Source organism: Serratia sp. CY47444 (assembly GCF_052168635.1).
In the GTDB taxonomy this organism is placed as follows: domain Bacteria; phylum Pseudomonadota; class Gammaproteobacteria; order Enterobacterales; family Enterobacteriaceae; genus Serratia; species Serratia bockelmannii.
In genome coordinates this window covers 103589-121841 of record NZ_JBJNMH010000017.1, presented here as the reverse complement: position 1 = coordinate 121841, position 18253 = coordinate 103589, and the positions used below count along the sequence as shown (strand labels likewise).

Here is an 18253-nt window from a genome sequence, read left to right as displayed (position 1 = left end):
CCTCGATTAGATATTTCATTGTTGAGCACTGCTAAGAAGTGTGTCTTTCCGGTCCCTCTCCGTCCAAACATTATTTGATTATCTGTGCTTGAAAGTAATGTATATGTAGGGCCAACATCAACGAAGGATTTGATCAGATGCTCAGTTTGTAATTTTTCAGCTCGTTTAGCTAGTATCATTATTATTGAGTTGACATTTCTCATAATTTTCCGCCATTTTAATCTGATAGTCTTTCCGTAGCTCAGTCAGAGATTGCAAGTAAAATGATTATTTGATCTAAGCTATCATTTTTCTCCCTACTTACAAATATCAATGATTATAGTGTTAGAGTGTTATTGTTTTTTTTGAAACTATATCTTGTTTTTTTATTTAACATCAAAATAATCTATTGACAGGGTGGGTATTAAATAAAGTTTTTATATTATTAGTACGCAAACAGTGTTTCAGGAGGTGCCAAACCACCCTTAACCGCCCCCCACTGCGTCAGCAATGCATGTAGCCTGGCCGGCTCCAGCGGCTTGCGCAGCACCTGATAACCTTCCTGCTCGGCCTCTTGCAGGATCGGCGAGTTGAATTCGCCGCTGACCATCGCGCCACTCACGTCCGGCAGGCGTTCGACGCTCTTGCCCCGTGCCGTGTTTTTAAGGCGCTTTAGACGGAATTAAGGGATTACAATGGAATTTGAGTACACGGCGACTCAATAGCGAACCCTCTCCGTCGCGTTGAAGTCGAATCCCGCCCGGTGATCACGGAAATACTCCCTCAGTTTGAGAATACCGTTAGCCTGTTCCCGCAGGGATGCTAGATTTGCCCTGAGCTGCTGAAGATTGGCTGTGCAAAGTACCGGGAGTTTAATCACGCAGAAGGTTACCGGGTTTTGTATTCCGTAGAAGCAGCCACTTTGACTGCCCATGCTATCTTGTCACACCGGCAGGACATCTAATTGCTGTTGTTTAAGCGTCTGATCACGGCCTGATAACCCGATCGGCTCCTAACCCTCGTTTTCATGCAAGTGAAAGACTATGGGGAACCGCTTCACTCGTCCTGCTTATCATACTTACGTTGGCACTCCTGAATCGCCTCAATATTCCCTAACGTCCAGTCGAACAGTACCGAGAACGGCCCCTGCAGGGATTTGCCGAGCGGCGTCAGCGAATACTCGACGCCAAGCACCCGCCCGTCCAACACTTTGCGATGCACCATGCCGTTGCGTTCCAGCTTGCGCAGCGTCTGGGTCAGCACGCGTTGCGTGACGCCATCCAAACGGCGCTTGATGGCGTTGAAGCGCTGCGGTTCACGCAGCACTTCCAGCACCATCATGGACCATTTATCGGCAATCTGATCGAGCACGATGCGGCTTGGGCAGTCGGCGCGGTAAACAAGGTCGGTCGTATCCATCGGTATCCTCCTGCATCCCTGGGATGCTTAAGGTGCGTAATTGACGCCAAGTATGCAAAGTATACCATTCGACACACGGCGTGAAAAACCCGCACTTGTACCCCAGGTAAAAGGACATTGAGATGACAGATACAGATTTCAGCAAGCTCAGGCTGTCTCATGCGCACGGCGTGATGACGATCGCTATCGATAACCCACCGGTAAACGTGCTTGATGTGGCGCTGATGTCGGAAATCAGCCGTTTATTGCTCGCGGTGCGTGACGATCCGGATACGCGGGTGTTGGTGTTCCAGAGCGCGAACCCAGCGTTCTTTATTGCTCACGTCGACATGACCTTGATCGATGAGCCGCACGCTTTCGACGAACTGGCGAGCAACGCGCCGGAGGGGCTAAATCCGTTCCAGGCGTTTGGCGAGCTGCTGCGTAGCCAGCCGCAGGTCACTCTCGTTAAGCTGGCCGGGCTGGCGCGCGGCGGTGGCGCCGAGTTTGTGGCGGCGGCCGATATGGCTTTCGCGGCACGGGAAGCGGCGGGGCTGGCCCAGTGCGAGGCCTTGATGGGCATTACGCCCGGCGGCGGTGCGACGCAGTATCTGACGAGCCGAATGACGCGCGGCCGCGCTCTGGAAGTGATCCTGGGCGCCGATCTCATCGATGCCGCTACCGCAGAACGCTACGGCTGGATTAACCGCGCCTTGCCTGCCGCCGAGCTGGATGATTTCGTCGAGCGGTTAGCGCGCAATATCGCGGCATTGCCTGCGGGGGTGATTACGGCGGCCAAACAGGCGATGCCTGCACCGGATCTGCAGGCCGGTTTTTATCGCGAGCACGACGCCTGGGCGGGATTGTTCGCACGCCCGGCCGCGGAGCGGTTGATCCGCGGTGGGCTGAAAGCCGGTGCGCAAACCCCGGAGGGGGAGCGCAACCTTGAAGGCCTGCTGCGGCATCTTGCCCGCTAAGGCACCGCCTCGCGCCAGCCCGCCCCCCACTGCGTCAGCAGCGCATGCAGCTTGGCCGGCTCCAGCGGCTTGCGCAGCACCAGATAGCCTTCCTGCTCGGCCTCTTGCAATATCTGTGAGTTGAACTCGCCGCTGACCATCGCGCCGCTCACGTCCGGCAGGCGCTCGAACAGCGCTTTCAGGATGTCGAAACCGCTCTCGCCGGAGCGCAGGCGCTGGTCGCACAGCACGGCGAACGGCGTAAAACCGTCCTCGACAATGGCGAAGGCCTCCTCGGCGGAGGCCGCGCAGCGCACGGTGATGCCCCAGGTGCTCATCAGGCTCTCCCAGGCGGAGGTCACCAAGGGATCGTCGTCCACCACCAGGCAGGCGCCGCGCAGCGGCGCATAGCGGATAGGCGTGGCGGTGTTGTCGTAGGCGGCCGCGGTGTCCGGCGCTTTGTCTTCGCCGCTGTATTGCGTGAAGCGCATCCAGAAGCGCGAACCTTTGCCTTCGACGGAGTGCATGCCGTACTTCACCTTCATCAGCTTGGCGCAGCGCGCCACCACCGCCAGCCCCAGCCCGTGGCCGGCGCTGTCGATTTTCCACGCCAGTTCGGGGCGGTAGTAAGGGGAGAAGATTTTGCTTTTCTCTTCGTCGGCGATGCCCACGCCGGTGTCCCACACTTCCACCAGGCACTCGGCGCCGCGCGGGCGGATGGCGATCAGCACGCCGCCCCGTTGCGTGTAGCGCAGGGCGTTTTGGATCAGGTTGATCAGCGATTGCCGCACCAGCAGCGGATCGCCCATCACGCTGATACGCCGTCTAGGCCGCCAGGTGCGCAGCGCCAGGGCGCGGCTGTTGGCCTCTTCGCGGAACAGGGTGACCACCGAGTCGAGCAGGGCGCCGATATCCACATGGGTGGCGGCGGTGCGCACGTTGCCGGATTCGATCTTGCTGAGATCGAGCAACGAATTGAACATCAAATGCACCGAGCGCACGCTCTGCTGCAGATCCAGCAGTTGCGGCGTCAGGCTGTCGTCCCGGTTTTTGTGGATGATGGCTTCGATCAGAAAACCCATGGCGTGCACCGGCTGGCGCAGATCGTGGCTGGCGGTGGTCAGGAACTGGTTCTTGTCCAACAGCGCCTGTTCCGCCTCTTCTTTAGCCTGGCGGAACTGCTCCGCCAGGCGCGAGCTTTGTTCTTCGAGCAGCGCCTGCTGGATAAAGAACGCATGCGAGGTTAATGCGTGGCGGTAAATGGCGAAGCCGTACAGCAAGTTCAGCATCAGTACGATGAACATCACGTCTTCCAGCCGCCAGATGATGCCGAGGTTCAGCAGCCCCCAGGAGGCGAAGAAAAAGCGGGTAAAGGTGCTGATGACGGGCGTCAGGTGCGTTGCGTTGGCGGCGACGATCGCGGCGATGCTGATATTGAGCAGCAGGAAAAAGTCAAAGTTATGGGTCTGCGGCGTAATTAAATAGAGTGATGAGATCCCCAACCCGTGAATAAACGCCACCTTATTAATGCGCGGCAGCCAGCGGCGCAGCACGGTGTCTTCATCATTTTCTTTGGCCTCATGCAGATAGCGACGATGTCCTATTCGGATCGCCACGGCGCATAGCAGGTAAACGATGATCCAGGTAATGGTTGGGCCGAGTTCATCACCCAGCAAATAAATCCAGATGGCGAACGGAATGCCGACGAAGGGCACGGCGGTGAAGCTGAACACCAGCCGCATGAAGGTGTTGTCCAGCAGGCGGATCTGTGCGCGTGGGGAGATGCCATCATTTTGTAAATGCTGGAAAAACCTCATGACGACGGATCCCGTTTGCCGTGCAACAGCGTGATGGCTTCCACTCGGCTGTTGACGCCGATCTTTTTCAATATATTGCTGATATGCTCTTTGACGGTCGGCTCGGAAATAGACAGTTGCGTCGCAATTCTTTTATTTGGCAGGCCGCGCAGCATCATAGTTAATACGTCTAATTGCCTCGGCGTTAAATTGAATTTATTTAAATGGTCATGGTTGTTTTTAATGGCGGCTTCATTGCCTTCCGGGAACCATTCCTGATTGTTATTCAGCGCAAAAACCGCCCTGGCGAATAATTCTGGCGGTTCATTTTTTAACACGAACCCATGCCCGCCGGCATTGTGCACTTTCTGCCAGATATCGTTATTCTCGTCGCCGCTGACCACCAAAATCCGCACCTGCGGATAACGTTGTTTTACTTCTTTGAGTAATTTCAACGCCGTACCGGAAGAGAGCCAAAAATCAATCACCAGTAAACGCGGTGGGCCATTTTCCCTAATATGGCGGTAACAATTCTCTTCATTGGTCACCACATGCGCCTGTTTGAATCGGCAATGCGTGCTGAGAAAATTGGCGATACCGCTTGCTACCAATGGATGGTCATCAACGACCAACGCATAATCCTGCCCCAAAGGATTCTCCTTTCGCCTTCAAATATCAGATAGGTCTGATGAATTATTATCAACCCTCCCTACTTTAGGAGGGTTTTTTCGTTTAGGAAAGGGAAATATATTATTCGAGGATTTGGATAAGAGAAAACATAAAGCTAATCGGTAATTTTAACTGATTGGTTATAAAGGATAATTTATGAAGAAACCACTTATCGCTTTAACCGTTACGATGATGATAGCCGGTTGTTCCACCCTGAAAACCGATCAGGCCATTCCATTACTGCAGGCGGAAACCGCCAAAATGCTGGGCCTGGGCTCATCGGACGAAATTACCGTGACCAACGTCAATGGCGCACAGCCAGATGCGCTGGGCGGCCAAAAACTTTCTTATCGCGCCACCACGGAAAAAGGCCGTATTTTTGATTGCTCATCGCTGATGATGCCGGGAATTTTAGGTTCGTCGCCGTCGCTGAGCGCGCCGACCTGTACGCCGGTGGTCACGCATAAATAATTCGCTTCGGGGGCGGTATTGCCGCTTCCTGGTTTTCCATCGTCGGAGCGCCAGCGCCGGGGGGCAATAAGCTTTTGCTTCGACGATCACTAAACCGGCGTGCGCGAAATAACGCCTCACACCTCCTCTAGTGTATTGAGTTTTCCTATAACAATAAATTTCGCGACATCACGCTAACGAGTACGGAGATAGCCCGTGAATGACAAGACATCGCACCCTTTAGCGGTTAGTACACCGCTTTCCAAACTTTACCTCGCTCTATTTTCTGCGCCGCTGTTGATGCTGGCGCCCGCCGATATCGCTCGCGCAGACGATGCCATTTTTGACGGCGACTCAAAAATTACCGAATCATTGGCCTACACCGGGGACGTTTACGTCGGCCGCAATCAAAGCGGCAATCTGCTGATCGAGAATGGCAAGATCAGCGCCTATAACATCAATATTGGCCGGATGTTCAACGGCCAAATTCATGAGAGCGTAGTCACGGTCCGCGGGCCGAACGCCGAGCTGAACGCGGTGAACGATCAGTTCGTGCTGCGTGGCGGCCTGAATCTGGGGCGGGGCACCTTGCGGGTTGAAGACGGTGCGCTGGCCAGCGCGAAAGAGATCGTGGTCGGCACCACCCGTGGCTATGACAGCCACCTTATCGCCACCGGCGCCGGTTCTCGCGTCACCAGCAATTTTCTCAGCGTCGGCACCGATTTAGGGGCACGATCCACGCTGGCGATTGAAGACGGCGCGGTGCTGAATACCGCCTTTGACGCACGCATCGGCAATGGCAGCGGGCCGGGCGAGAGCGATATGCTGAGCCCGAAAGCCACGGTCACGGGGGCTAATTCCCAATGGAACGTCGGCCGTGCGCTCACGCTTTACGGCGATCTGGACGTGCTGAACGGCGGCGTGGTCAACGTCGGTAATATTCAGGTGGCGGGCGTCTCCGGCGCGCGTAAAACCGCCGAGCTGACGATCGCCGGCAGCGGCTCACGGTTTACCAGCGGCAGCAGCGTCAACGTCGGCGATTACGGCAATGGCGTGTTGGCGGTCATGGACGGCGGGACATTCTCCGCCGGCGGCAACGAAGTGGTGCTGGGCAAGACCGGTTCCGGTTCTAACCGCGGCGCGCTGATTATCGGCAGCCGCGGCAACATGGATACCGGCACCGGGTTGACCGAGCCGACGCTCGGCGCGGCGGGCGCTGCTGGCACTATCGATGCCCAGACGGCGATCGCCCTGCGGGGCGGATTGTTCCGCAGCTATGTGTACTTTAACCATACCGACGGTAATTACGTCTTCAGCAACAAGATGAGCGGCGAAGGCGAGGTGATCAACACCGCCGGGCACACGACGCTGAACGGCGATCTCACTGGCCTGCAGGCAAACGTCACCGCGCGCGGCGGTAAGCTCATCATCGCCAGCGACATCAATACCCAGAAAGAAGACGACATTTTCGAGATCCAAACCCTCAGCGCCGAAAACGGCGGCACGCTGATCCTCAATGCGACGGCGGGTTCCGACGTCAATAACGGGCAGGGCTACAGCAGCGCCGCGTCGATCAAGGCCGGCGGCACGCTGGGCGGCAACGGCACGCTGGGCCAGACCGAGATCCTGTCCGGCGGCCATATCTCGCCCGGCGACGGCAATATCGGCACGCTGACGCTGAAACGCTACCTGAACTTTATCGGCGAATCCTTCTATGACGTCGATATCGCCGGCGACGGCCGCAGCGATCAACTGCTGGTGGCGGGCAAAACCACCATCAGCGATCAGGCCAAGGTGCAGGTTACGGCGCTGGATCCGCAAACCAGCTATAAAACCGGCCAAAGCTACCGCATTCTGACCTCGGACGGCGGCATTGACGGCCAGTTCGCGTCGGCGGTTTCCAAGTCCGCCTTCCTCGATGTGGCGTTGAACCACAGCGCCAACGCCGTGGATCTGACCATCGCGCAGAAAGACACGGGCGGTGAAAACCCTGGCGGCGAGAACCCGGGTGGGGAAAACCCAGGCGGTGAGAATCCAGGGGGCGAGAATCCGGGCGGGGAAAACCCAGGGGGCGAGAATCCAGGCGGCGAGAATCCGGGCGGAGAAAACCCAGGCGGTGAAAATCCGGGGGGCGAGAATCCAGGCAGCGGCAAACCGGGCATTTTCCAAACGGTGGCCGAGAGCGGCAACCAGTGGAATACCGCTGGCGCGCTCTCGACGCTGGCGCAGAGCGGCCCTTCGCTGGCGCTGTATAACTCGCTGCTGCTGCTGAGCGCGCCGGAAGCGCGCGAGGCGTTCAATCAGCTGTCCGGTGAAGTCTATCCGTCGATGCAGTCTAACCTGATCGCCGGCAGCACCCAGCTGTTCAACGTGCTGAACCAGCGCATGCTGCGCCTGTTCGACAATGACAGCCTGCCGATACCGCCGTTGGCGATGTCGCTGGTGCAACCGGCGCAGGCGCAAAACAGCGGCGTTTGGGGGCAAACCTTCAGTTCCTGGGGCAAAAACAGCGGCAACGGCAACGTGGGCAAGCTGGATGGCAACACCACCGGCTTCCTGTTGGGGGCGGATCGCAAGCTGGCGGACCATAACGTGCGCATCGGCGGCTACTTTGGTTACAGCCGCGGCGACTACGACGTCGACAGCCGCCGTTCCAAGGCCGATACCGACAACTACCACCTCGGCCTGTATGCGGCGGGGCAGCAGGATGCGTTCTCGCTGCGCGGCGCGCTGGGTTACACCTGGCATAAGATTGAAGGCAAGCGCAACGTCGATTTCAGCGGCTTCTCGGATCGGCTGAAGTCGGATTATGACGCGAACTCGCTGCTGGCGTTCACCGAAGCGGGTTACCGTTTCGGCCAGCCGGAGATGAACGTCGAACCGTTCATCAACCTGAGCTACATCCGCCTGCATACCGACAGCTTCCAGGAGTCGGGTGGCGCGGCGGCGCTGAGCGTGCGCAATGAAACGATGAACACCTTCTACTCTACGCTCGGGGTGCGCGGCGTGACCGAACTGCCGAAGAACGTCAGCCTTTACGGCTCACTCGGCTGGCAGCACGCCTACGGCGATAAGAACACTTCATCGCGCATGGCGTTTGCCGGCAGCGACGCGTTCGTCACGCAGGGCCAGGCCGTGGATGACAACGTGATGGTGGGCGATATCGGTGTGAGCGTGAAACTGTCGCACGCCGCGACACTGGATGTCGGCTATCAGGGGCAATTTGGCGCCGATACTCGCGTTAATTCGGTCAACGCCAACCTGCGCTGGTCGTTCTGATTTTTCCTCTAGACTTCTCTGGTACTTGCAGGCCCGCTTGATGCGGGCCTTTTTTATGGTGAGAACGCAGTGGCGGCCTGTGGCTGACTTTTATGATGAAAAAGCCCGCGCAAAGGCGGGCTGAGCGAGGGAGAAAGGGCGTTAACGCCCTTTTTTCTTGCGCCCTGGCTGGGTAAAGCGCTTGCGGCCGGCTGGCGCAGCGGCTTTGTCGGCGCCTTTCGGCCCGCCGGCGTTCGGTTTTTTCGCAGGGGCAGATTTGGCCGGGGCTTTCTTCGTCGGTTTAGCCTCGGACGAAGAGCCTTCAATCAGCTTGAACAGCTCAATCAGCTCGTCATCGGTCAGATCGCGCCACTCGCCCAGCGGCAACCCTTTCAGGCTGACGTTCATGATGCGCGTGCGTTCCAGCTTGGTGACCTCATAGCCGAAGTGTTCGCACATGCGGCGGATCTGGCGGTTCAGCCCCTGGACCAGCGTGATGCGGAACACGAACGGCGCCTCTTTCTTCACCTTGCACTTTTTGGTCACGGTGCCCAGCATCGGCACGCCGGCGCCCATGCCGCGAATAAACTCGTCGGTCACCGGCTTGTTGACCGTCACCAGATACTCTTTCTCATGATTGTTGCCGGCGCGCAGGATCTTGTTGACCAGGTCACCGTGGTTGGTCAGAAAGATCAGCCCCTGTGAATCCTTGTCCAAACGGCCGATCGGGAAGATGCGTTTGCTGTGGTTGACGAAGTCGGCGATGTTGTCGCGCTCGCCGTCTTCGGTGGTGGTGACGATGCCGACCGGTTTGTTCAGCGCGATCAGCACCAGATCTTCTTCATTGCGCGGTTCGATCAGCTGACCGTTAACCTTCACCACATCGCCGGCAAATACCTGAGCGCCAACGGTGGCGCGTTTACCGTTGATGAAAACGTTGCCCTGTTCGATGTATCGATCGGCGTCGCGGCGTGAGCAGATGCCACTCTCGCTAATGTATTTGTTCAGACGAATGGATGAGTTAGTCAGCATGGGATCTCCGTAAAACGCGGACTATACATTACCCGGATGACGCTGCGAAGCGAATCATGCAGGGGGGCTGGATAAGGGTATCCTGACCGCGGCTACTACAAAGGTATTTGCAATATGTTTTTTTCGTTTAATTAATTATAGAAAATCGATGAGGATTTTTCTGCAAATTATTCAGGTTATAAATGGATTGTGCCAAATTAAACCATTTAAGCGTTCATGTATAGATTCATTTTAGAAAAGCATTAGGATATTGATAAATTCAAGGAGGGATAAATGAACGCATTAGCCGAGGAAGGGACGTTACGACGTATGACCATGGGGGAAATTAAATTGGCTCGCCATATATATGGAAGCTCAATTATATATGGTCGTGTATGGATACACTGTGATAGCTATTTCCCGTTTGGCTTACAAAACAGAAGTTATGCCATGGCACCTAATGGCGAGTTATGGTTACGGAGGGAACTCTATAAAGACGATTTTTCTGATAACACGGTTCTGATAGAAGAAAAACATCTTTTCATCCATGAGTTGGGGCATGTATGGCAGCATCAGCATGGACAATGGGTAAGAATGCGTGGGTTGTTTAGTTGGGCGGCTGAGTACAACTATCATCTTGATAAGAATAAAATTACTGATTACTCGCTGGAGCAACAAGCTTCGATTTTTGCTGATTACTGGCTGCTGTTGGTTTATGGTATTGAAACGTGGCGTTATTATCAACGTCCTGGACGAGTGGGCAAGTACAGGGGAACCGATAGTTTGCGTGACATTCATGCACTTTATCAAAAAATTATTAAGGGATGAGGGGAGCATGAAAAAATATTTGGTTCTATTCACGGCCTGCCTCCTGGTCGGCTGTCCGGGGCCTGGCGATAAGCTGACTCCGCGCTTCCCCGCCGTCGTCACTGCCAAAGATAACCATGTCTGCATTCTTTCTTCTATGAAGGCAGGGGATAATATTCGCTTCGTTCAGATTTATAGCGAATCAGGCGATAAGCTCATTAAAGCTATCGATAATGACGTTTTCTTCGTTGAGCCGGGGAGGTGCATGCCGGTATTCGACTATGCTTTTCGGCCAGGGAAGCGTTATTCCGTCGCCTACGATATACAGACACCCGAAGGTTCGCATTTGATTACCGCCGCATTCATGGTTGTCTCCGACGAACGGGGCAACCTGAGGGTTAACCATTAACGCATGTTCTTAGGTTTAGTTTGTTGGACTGCGTTAGGTTGTAGAATGAAAGGCTATGAAAAAACTTGCCCTGTTGCTCGCTAACGCATTGGCTGTTGTTGGGCTGGCTGTGCTGACAATAAAGCTTTTTCCTGTACCCAGGCTAAACCAGAATCAAACCGCTTGGCTGATTGACGCCAGTGGGTTTTTCCATTTTAACGGTACGGAATGGTTTGGTGCGCTCGTTTTTGGCGCGGTTTATCTGCTGGCCGGGTGTCTGGAATGGCTCTTTATCCGCCAGGTTTTTCAGCGGGTGAGCTGCGGGCACCGCCACTAACTCTCATCACCGTTCCTCCACCTTCACCACCCGGGTATTCAGCGGGGTGAGCGTTTGCCCGGCGCTGCCGATCGGCGTCAGGCGCGGGACGGGGCGGCCGCTGTCGCTTTCCACCAGCGTTGAGTGCGCTTCTCCCTCGGCGAACAGATGATCTTCCCCCCACTGACGCAGGCCGACGATCACCGGAAACAGCCCGCGGCCTTTCTCGGTCAGCACATATTCCTGATAGGCGCTGCCGTCTGCGGCGGGCACGATCTCCAGCACGCCGTGCGTCACCAGGGCGCGCAGGCGGGTGGCAAGGATGTTCTTCGCCATCCCCAGCCCTTTTTGAAATTCGCTGAAGCGGGTGACGCCGTCGAAGGCGTCGCGCACGATCAGCAGCGACCACCAGTCGCCAATCACATCCAGCGTGCGCGCCACCGGGCACGGCGCGTCTTCCAGGCTTTTACGTTTCACGGCGGTTATCTCCAGCTGCACATTCTGGTTGCATTATAAAACCTCTGCGCCTAAAGTTCATTGGGTTTAATAATGAAACCAGATTGAGGTGTGTAATGAGCGACAAACTGCTGGCTCCCCCCTGTGCGGCGCTAGGGCGCCTGCCGGCCACCCTGGTGCTGCTGCTGGCTGCCGCCAGCGCCTTCAGCGTGGCCAACGTTTATTATGCGCAGCCGTTGCTGGACGCCATCGCCCATGATTTTTCCATCAGCCTGGCGGCGGTTGGCATGGTGATCACCGTGACTCAGTTGGGCTGCGCGCTGGCGTTGCTGTTGGTGGTGCCGCTGGGGGATCGGTTGAACCGGCATCGGTTGCTGGCGGGGCAACAGCTGGGGTTGATCGGTGCGCTGCTGCTGGTGGGCTGGGCGCACAGCGCGCCCTGGCTGCTGACGGGGATGTTGTTGGTGGGGCTACTGGGCACCGCCATGACGCAGGGGCTGATCGCTTTCGCCGCAGCCCTGGCGGCGCCGCAGGAGCGCGGGCGGGTGGTTGGTGCGGCGCAGGGCGGAGTGGTGCTAGGATTGCTGCTGGCGCGCACTCTGTCCGGCGCGCTGGCGGACGTTGGCGGTTGGCGCACGGTGTATTTCTTCTCTGCCGGAGTGACGCTGGTATTGCTGCCGATCCTGTCGCGGCTGCTGCCTGCGCCGCACACCGCACCCAGCACGCTGAGTTATCCCGCGCTGCTGCGTTCGATGCTGAGCCTGTTGCTGCATGACCGCACGCTGCAAATTCGCGGCATGCTGGCGCTGCTGATGTTCGGCGCTTTCAGCCTCTTTTGGAGTTCGCTGGTGTTGCCGCTGAGCCAGGCGCCGTTCAACTTCAGCCATGCCGCGGTGGGGGCGTTCGGCCTGGTCGGCGCGGTGGGCGCACTGGCGGCGGTGCGCGCCGGGCATCTGGCGGATCGCGGGCTGGGGCAGGCGGCCAGCGGCGTGTGTCTGCTGCTGTTGACGCTGGCCTGGCTGCCGCTTGGTTTGCTCGGCAGCGGCCTGGTTTGGCTGGTGGCGGGCATCGTGCTGCTGGATCTGGCGGGCCAGGCGATCCACGTGCTGAACCAGAGCATGATCTTCAGCGCGCACCCGCAGTCGCACAGCAGGCTGGTGGGCTGCTATATGCTGTTTTACGCCGTCGGCAGCGGTCTGGGCGCCTTTGCCGGCACCCATATGTACGCCTGGGCGGGGTGGAGCGGCGTCTGTTGGCTGGGGGCGGGCGTCAGCCTGAGCGCGCTGCTATTTTGGCGGCTGACGCTGCGCGGGATGCCGCCCTCAGCGACGGCGGTGGAGCAGTGAAAGCTGGAAGCCCAGCGCACCACACAGCCGCTGAGGCGCAGTGAAGCCGCTTTCCGCAAAAAGAAGACGGCTGCGCGCCGCCGCCATCGGGTGCCAGTTGCGGCGGGTGCGTTCGATCACTTCCTGCGCCTGCGCCGCCGAATGCCCGGCGCTTTGCAGCCAGTGTTGGTAGTGGCTGGCGGGCAGGCCCTCCGGTTGATAGTCGAACAGCAGCAGCGGTGCGGCGGGGGAGAGGCGCTGCGCCAACTGCTGCAGGAAATCCAGTTTGGCGCCATCGTCGGCGATAAAGTGCAGCACCAATGAGCACACCGCCGCGTCGTGGCGGGTTTGCGGCGCTTGTTGCAGCAAGGTGGGCTGGAAGCTCACCCGTTGTGCGTAACCCGCGGCTTCGGCCTTGGCGCGCGCGGCCGCCAGCATGCCGGTGGAGGGTTCCACGGCGCTGAAACGCCAGCTGGCGTTGGCGGCGGCCAGCGCCGACAGTTCGCTGCCGGTGCCGCAGCCGGCCAGCAACAGCGTGGCGTCATTCGGCAGCGTCTGCGCGAGCGTCGCCGTCAGCAAAGCCTGGGCAAACTGATAGCCGGGCACCAGGGTCAGGATACGGCGATCGTAATCCGCCGCTGCGGCATCGGGGAAGCGAGTATCCGTTTGATGTTGCATAACCTTCCTTGCCAAGTTCATTGAGAGGGGCAAGGAAGGGTATGCTTAAATGATAATGAAATCCATTATCATTAATGAGTTCTGTGACGGGAAAGGCGGCGTTAGCGGGCCGGTGAATGCATCAGGTAATAATCTTCTTCGCCGTTGTTGCCGGTAGAGATGATGCGCCAACCGTGTTTGCGGTAGAACGCCAGCGCCTTTTCATTCTTCACCAGGCATTTCAGCGAGCCGGTGGCGGTGAAGGTGGCTTGCGCTGCCTGCAGTAGCGCACTGCCGACGCCGCGCGGCGGCTGATGGGGATCGACATACAGGTTATGAATGAAGTTGTCTTCGCGGTAGACGGAGACGAATCCCAGCAGCGTGCCGCCGTCTTCCGCCACCCAAATCGCTTCGCCCAGCGTCGCGCCGTCGAAATCTTCCAACTGATAGTTTGAGGTATCGCGCCAGCCGAACGCCGCCTTGCGCGACGCCAGGTACAGCGTGCGCAGGAAGGGGCGATCGGTCTCTTGGTAGGGTCTTATCTGCATGGCATCTCCCGGTGGTTTGTGCTCACTATAGCGCATTGCACCGGGCGTGCACGGCCACAAACGGAAAATGCTAGGCGTCGCCCCAGGCGGGCAGGCGATTGAGCCCGTCGCTCAACTCCTGAGCCAGATGGCGCACGGTGTCGGCATGCAGGGCGGCCAGCGGTGGATGAAAGTCGGGCGTCCGCAGCGCTTGCGGCGCGCTGGCAAGCTGCGCCGCATACTCGGCGAGAACGCGCCCGCCCTGGCGTTGCACCTCGATCAGCGCCTGGCGTTCGTGCACGGACAGCGCCGCGCCGCCGCCTGCCAGATAGGTGTTGAGCTTTTCGCTGGTCAGCAACAGGCTGCGCGTCTGGTTAAAGATCAGTTGGATGTGCCGGGTGAAGCTTTCATGGTTATCATCTGCCAACTGCCAGGTAGGCTCCAGCGTCACCCGGGCCACCACCGCTTCGCAGCCCTCGATCTTTTGCCAGATGCCGATGGCGTTTGTGTTCTCGCCGCCGAGGAAGCGCGCCAGTTCCCGCAGCACGTTGGCAACCTGCTGCCGCAGCGACTCCCCTTCGTATTCCGGCCACAGCGTGGCGTGAATGAAAGTGGCGAACCCTACCCCCAGCACGATGCCGATCAGGCGATCGCGGATCTCGGTCAGCTCGGTGACCGGGCCAAAGCTTTCCAGCAGCGCCAGGGAAAAGGTGAACAGGATCTGTACCCCTGCATAGCTTATCTTCTCGGAGCCGGCGGCGATCCAGGCGGAGAGGGCGATCACCGGCAGCGTCAGCAGCAGTAAGCCGACGAGGCTGTCGAGCTGAGGCATGATCCACACCACCGAGATCAGCGCCAGCAGGCTGCCGATCGCCGCGCCGCCGAGACGCAGCCGCGCCCGCCGTTGTGTGGCGCCAAGGCTGGGCTGGGCCACGATCAGGCAGCTCAGCATGATGGTATGAATGCCGGGCCAATCGACGGCGGTATAAAACACGTAGGCGACCAGCACGGTCAGCAGCGTTTTCAACGAAAACTGGATGTAAACCGGGTTGGTCAGGGCATCGGGGGTAAAGAAGGGCACTTTTGGCGGTGGCGCGGCCTGCAGGGCGTCGGCGTAGTCGCTGCGGTTGGTGTAGACCTGCAGGAGGCCGGCCATTTCATTGAGCGGCGCCGGCACCTGCGGATCGTCGCTGCCGGCGATCGCGACGGAAAATCGCAGCGCGCTGTCGTGGCTGATCGCGGTTTGCAGCGCGCGGCAGGCGGCGTCTATCTCTTGCGCCAATTGACGCGCGGCCGCGCCGAAAGCCGGCGGCAGCTGATAGGCCAGGATATTCAGCTGCAACACCAGGGTGATCAGCGCCAGATAAGCGGGCTCGCTGGCGCGGCAGCGATCGCTGCGCATCACCGAAAAGCGCAGCAGCTTATGCAGCTCGGTGGCGTGCTGCGAGATGGCGCTCAGATCGCGCGTCTCGCCGCCATTGGCCAACATAGCGCGGGTTTCGTCCAACACCGCGTTCATCCGGCCCTTTAGCTGCTTCAGCGGTTCGGCCGGCAGCAGCAGGGTATTGACGATCAGGGTGAGCAGGATGGCGTAATTGATCGCCACCCATACCCACAGCACCAGCCGTATCACCACTTCCGCCTGCGGAGTGAGATCGACAAAGCTTTGCGTGTAGATCACCACCAGCGCCATCAGGAAGAACAGTACCCCAACCTTGGTCACCCGCATCAGGAACACGCTGAGGAAAAACAGCGCGCTGGAGAGCAGGATGCGCAGTATCGGGTAGTCGTAGGTGAACTTCAGTACCAGGATAGCGGCGCCGATCGCCAGCGTGGAGCTGACGAAAAACAGGATGCCGATCGTGCGGGTGATAACGATATTGGACTGCGTGATAAAGAAGACAGCGATCAGCGACAGCGCCAGCCACGGCACCTGCAGCGTCTGCGAGATCACGATGGCGATCGCGCTGGAGAGCAGAGCACGGATCATCAGGTTGATGCGGCTGTCCGAAGGGCGCAGCTCGTCGATCAACGGGGACAGCCAGCCGCGAGACATCGTTTTATTCTTCATGGCGCAGGTTCAGCTTGGCTACCGCCGAAGCGCCCACGCGGAACAGCGCCGGGTTGGGGGCCTCGACCGCGATCTTGACCGGGAAGCGCTGCGACACGTGTACCCAGTTGATGTTGCGCGACACGTTGGGTAGCCCGCCCAGCACGGTGCCGCCGTCGTCGGGCTGCACGCCGTAGCTGATCGATTCCACCTTGCCGCTGAAGGTCTGGCCGGCGTCGCTCATTAAATACAGCGTGGCCGGCACGCCGGGATGCACGCCTTTCAGGTCGGTTTCGCGGAAGTTGGCGACCACGTACCAGTGGCGGGTGTCGATCAGCGTGAACACCGGTTTGGCGCTGGAGGCATATTGGCCGACGGTGGTTTTCAGGGAGGCGATGCGGCCGTCGAACGGCGCTCTCACCTCGGTGAACTCCAGGTTCAGTTTGGCGATGGCGATGTCGGCCTGTACTTCGGCGCGCTGTGCGACCAGGGCTTCGACGCCGCTGACGGCGGCTTCCGCCTGTTTCGCCTGCAGCAATGCGGCCTGCAATTCCGCCTGCGCCGAGCGCTGGGAGGTGCGGGCGGTTTCCACTTCTTCCGCCGAAACGTAGTTCTTGCCGAGCAGCTTTTGCCGGCGGTTAAGGGTGTCGGTCGCCTGCGCCACCAGCGCCTGTGAGCGTTTGACGATGGCGTTCATCGATTCGGCGTTGTACTGCTGTGCGTTGACCGAACGCTGCGTCAGCTTGATCTGTTCATTCAGCGTGATCAGGCGCGCTTCGCTGGCCGCCAGCGCGTCCTGGTAAGGGCGCGGATCGATGCGGAACAGCAGATCGCCTTGCCGCACTTCCTGGTTGTCGCGGATCGGCATCTCGACGATGCGACCGTTCACCTCCGGCACCACGTCGATAGTGTCGGCATAGGCGTAAGCATCGTCGGTACTGGGGGCGTTTTCCACCCGCCAGACGACGACGGCGGCCACGATGAATGTCAACGCCAGGATGGTAAGCACCAGCAGTCTGCGCCGGTTTGGGGTGTGTGGTTGGGTCATGGCGTCAGTCTCAGTGGGGGAAAACCAGTAACCAGATCAGCATGGCGATCAGCGCGGTCAGCGCCGGATACGTCAGCAGTTGCGGCGCCAGCCAGGCGCGTTTTTCCGGGGTGCGCAGCAGCAGGTGGAGCGCCACCATACCCGCCACGCCGCCGCACAGGCAAAACAGCCAGTCGGGGAACGAAGCGCCGAACACCACTATCGACGGTGCCGGCGAGCACCCGGTGAGCAACAGCGCGGTCAGGCAGGTGATAAGCAGTTTTTTGTCGGGCATAGGGCATTCTCTGACGATTGGCTTGGGCGACGGGCCGAATGAAATGACTCTTTTTCAGTGAGTGAGGTCACTGTTTGTCTTCCCCACGCTTGCGTCAGGGTAAACTAGAATAAATACTCTACTCTAAACTAGAGGGATTAATCTAGTTTTTTGTGTCGCCCTGCCTTCGTAGCGGCAAATGGGTATAATGCGTTGATGACAGCGGGCAGAAACGAATATGCAAATCGACGAAAACATCACCGGGCGAGAGCCACAGCAGGAAAGAGGGCGGCAACGCGTACAAACCATTCTGGATTCGGCGGCGGCGATCGTGGCGCAGGACGGCCTGGCGGCGCTCAGCATGCAGCGGCTCGCCAAGCACGCCAAAACCTCCATCGGTTCGATGTATCACTTTTTTCCCGATCGCCACGCGGTGATCAAGGCGCTGGCAGATCGGCATACCGAGTCGATTGAGGCGCTGGTGCGCGACATGGCGTTGGCCAGTGACGATGAGTGGCGGCGCCTCTCCGCTGAAGCGGTGATCCAGCGGCTGTTTTCACCCTATGCGCAGTACCTGCGTGAGCATGCCGACTACCTGCCGGTGATGCGGGAAATGAACCTGCCGGATGAAAAGTCCAGCTTCCTGACGCTGATCGCTAGCGTGTTGCAGCTGCGCCGCCCCGAGACCGCCGAAGCGGAGATCCTGCAGCAAACCCGGCTGTTGCAAAGCCTGGTGGCCGGTACGCTGCACCATATCTTCAAGACGGCGCCGCAGAGCGTGGCGTTCACGCTGGCGGAGCTGCCCGGCGTGCTGAGCCTGTACCTGGCGGGAAAAGAGGGAAACATCGCTTAGGCGCGAGTCAATTTATTCGCTTGTTTGTCCGCGCCGCCGCTGGCATGATCCCCTGC

The 18253-nt window shown here is 58.7% G+C and carries 19 protein-coding genes and 2 pseudogenes; 9 read left to right on the top strand and 12 right to left on the bottom strand.

The window, feature by feature from the left end; translation table 11 throughout:
• Together ACJ8IL_RS19810 and ACJ8IL_RS19805 are read right to left on the bottom strand one after the other, a co-directional pair.
• Nucleotides 1-203 (bottom strand): ORC-CDC6 family AAA ATPase (locus tag ACJ8IL_RS19810; RefSeq protein ID WP_442516780.1); only part of this gene is annotated, 203 nt, incomplete at its 3' end.
• A gap of 221 nt (nt 204-424) precedes the next feature.
• Nucleotides 425-616, bottom strand: a pseudogene (locus tag ACJ8IL_RS19805) (hypothetical protein); the annotation flags it as partial.
• A gap of 192 nt (nt 617-808) precedes the next feature.
• Here ACJ8IL_RS19805 and ACJ8IL_RS19800 point away from each other — a divergent pair.
• Nucleotides 809-943: pseudogene (locus tag ACJ8IL_RS19800) on the top strand (type II toxin-antitoxin system RelE/ParE family toxin); the annotation flags it as partial.
• 92 nt (nt 944-1035) lie between these two features.
• On the opposite strand, the gene ACJ8IL_RS19795 reads toward ACJ8IL_RS19800, so the two are convergent.
• On the bottom strand, nt 1036-1398 hold the full coding sequence (locus ACJ8IL_RS19795; protein ID WP_442516779.1) for a winged helix-turn-helix transcriptional regulator: 363 nt from the start codon (nt 1396-1398) through the stop codon (nt 1036-1038).
• Nucleotides 1399-1520: 122 nt separating this feature from the next.
• Between ACJ8IL_RS19795 and ACJ8IL_RS19790 the strand changes: the two genes are divergently transcribed.
• Nucleotides 1521-2354, top strand: coding sequence for an enoyl-CoA hydratase/isomerase family protein (locus tag ACJ8IL_RS19790; RefSeq protein ID WP_406903717.1), 834 nt, complete (start codon nt 1521-1523; stop codon nt 2352-2354).
• On the opposite strand, the gene ACJ8IL_RS19785 is transcribed toward ACJ8IL_RS19790, so the two are convergent.
• Nucleotides 2351-4150: an ATP-binding protein gene (locus ACJ8IL_RS19785; protein ID WP_442516778.1), complete on the bottom strand. Its 1800-nt coding sequence runs from the start codon at nt 4148-4150 to the stop codon at nt 2351-2353. The genes ACJ8IL_RS19790 and ACJ8IL_RS19785 overlap by 4 nt on opposite strands.
• Entirely contained in the window at nt 4147-4779 is a 633-nt protein-coding gene (locus tag ACJ8IL_RS19780; RefSeq protein WP_049204885.1) for a response regulator transcription factor, read from the bottom strand. The genes ACJ8IL_RS19785 and ACJ8IL_RS19780 overlap by 4 nt, the downstream gene beginning before the upstream one ends.
• A gap of 175 nt (nt 4780-4954) precedes the next feature.
• Here ACJ8IL_RS19780 and ACJ8IL_RS19775 point away from each other — a divergent pair, with 175 nt between their 5' ends.
• Both ACJ8IL_RS19775 and ACJ8IL_RS19770 read left to right on the top strand, forming a co-directional pair.
• Entirely contained in the window at nt 4955-5269 is a 315-nt protein-coding gene (locus ACJ8IL_RS19775; RefSeq protein ID WP_025303891.1) for a hypothetical protein, read from the top strand.
• Nucleotides 5270-5464: 195 nt separating this feature from the next.
• On the top strand, nt 5465-8527 hold the full coding sequence (locus ACJ8IL_RS19770; RefSeq protein WP_442516777.1) for an autotransporter outer membrane beta-barrel domain-containing protein: 3063 nt from the start codon (nt 5465-5467) through the stop codon (nt 8525-8527).
• A 141-nt stretch (nt 8528-8668) separates the two neighbouring features.
• Here ACJ8IL_RS19770 and rluF read toward each other — a convergent pair whose 3' ends face one another.
• A complete protein-coding gene (gene rluF / locus ACJ8IL_RS19765) occupies nt 8669-9538 on the bottom strand; it encodes a 23S rRNA pseudouridine(2604) synthase RluF (protein ID WP_025303889.1) in 870 nt (289 codons plus the stop codon).
• 273 nt (nt 9539-9811) lie between these two features.
• Between rluF and ACJ8IL_RS19760 the strand changes: the two genes are divergently transcribed.
• Genes ACJ8IL_RS19760 through ACJ8IL_RS19750 form a run of 3 tightly spaced genes read left to right on the top strand, consistent with a single transcriptional unit; the run spans nt 9812 to nt 11049 of the window.
• The gene (locus tag ACJ8IL_RS19760; RefSeq protein WP_308370184.1) at nt 9812-10345 is read left to right on the top strand and encodes a type IV secretion protein Rhs; all 534 of its coding nucleotides are present in this window, start codon (nt 9812-9814) and stop codon (nt 10343-10345) included.
• A gap of 7 nt (nt 10346-10352) precedes the next feature.
• On the top strand, nt 10353-10733 hold the full coding sequence (locus ACJ8IL_RS19755) for a putative T6SS immunity periplasmic lipoprotein (protein ID WP_033648952.1): 381 nt from the start codon (nt 10353-10355) through the stop codon (nt 10731-10733).
• A gap of 55 nt (nt 10734-10788) precedes the next feature.
• Entirely contained in the window at nt 10789-11049 is a 261-nt protein-coding gene (locus tag ACJ8IL_RS19750; RefSeq protein WP_060434382.1) for a DUF1158 family protein, read from the top strand.
• A 6-nt stretch (nt 11050-11055) separates the two neighbouring features.
• Here the strand turns inward: ACJ8IL_RS19750 and ACJ8IL_RS19745 are convergent, their stop codons facing one another.
• On the bottom strand, nt 11056-11505 hold the full coding sequence (locus tag ACJ8IL_RS19745) for a winged helix-turn-helix transcriptional regulator (protein ID WP_060434485.1): 450 nt from the start codon (nt 11503-11505) through the stop codon (nt 11056-11058).
• 95 nt (nt 11506-11600) lie between these two features.
• On the opposite strand from ACJ8IL_RS19745, the gene ACJ8IL_RS19740 reads away from it, so the two are divergent.
• The gene (locus tag ACJ8IL_RS19740; protein WP_442516776.1) at nt 11601-12830 is read left to right on the top strand and encodes an MFS transporter; all 1230 of its coding nucleotides are present in this window, start codon (nt 11601-11603) and stop codon (nt 12828-12830) included.
• On the opposite strand, the gene ACJ8IL_RS19735 is transcribed toward ACJ8IL_RS19740, so the two are convergent.
• The 5 genes from ACJ8IL_RS19735 to ACJ8IL_RS19715 form a co-directional block, all read right to left on the bottom strand.
• Complete coding sequence (locus tag ACJ8IL_RS19735; RefSeq protein ID WP_337055692.1) at nt 12807-13487, bottom strand: class I SAM-dependent methyltransferase; 681 nt, start codon at nt 13485-13487, stop codon at nt 12807-12809. The two genes, ACJ8IL_RS19740 and ACJ8IL_RS19735, sit on opposite strands and share 24 nt — an antisense overlap.
• A 101-nt stretch (nt 13488-13588) precedes the next feature.
• A complete protein-coding gene (locus tag ACJ8IL_RS19730; protein ID WP_406903631.1) occupies nt 13589-14014 on the bottom strand; it encodes a GNAT family N-acetyltransferase in 426 nt (141 codons plus the stop codon).
• 70 nt (nt 14015-14084) lie between these two features.
• Entirely contained in the window at nt 14085-16064 is a 1980-nt protein-coding gene (locus ACJ8IL_RS19725) for an FUSC family protein (RefSeq protein ID WP_406903632.1), read from the bottom strand.
• Nucleotides 16054-17091, bottom strand: a complete 1038-nt coding sequence (gene mdtN, locus ACJ8IL_RS19720; protein WP_049204871.1) for a multidrug transporter subunit MdtN — start codon at nt 17089-17091, stop codon at nt 16054-16056. Before mdtN ends, ACJ8IL_RS19725 begins: the two co-directional genes overlap by 11 nt.
• A 10-nt stretch (nt 17092-17101) precedes the next feature.
• Nucleotides 17102-17365: a YtcA family lipoprotein gene (locus ACJ8IL_RS19715; protein ID WP_060434389.1), complete on the bottom strand. Its 264-nt coding sequence runs from the start codon at nt 17363-17365 to the stop codon at nt 17102-17104.
• Nucleotides 17366-17582: 217 nt separating this feature from the next.
• Here ACJ8IL_RS19715 and ACJ8IL_RS19710 point away from each other — a divergent pair, with 217 nt between their 5' ends.
• Nucleotides 17583-18197 (top strand): TetR/AcrR family transcriptional regulator, encoded by a 615-nt coding sequence (locus ACJ8IL_RS19710; RefSeq protein WP_025303883.1) that lies wholly within the window; start codon nt 17583-17585, stop codon nt 18195-18197.
• The last annotated feature ends 56 nt before the right edge of the window (nt 18198-18253 follow it).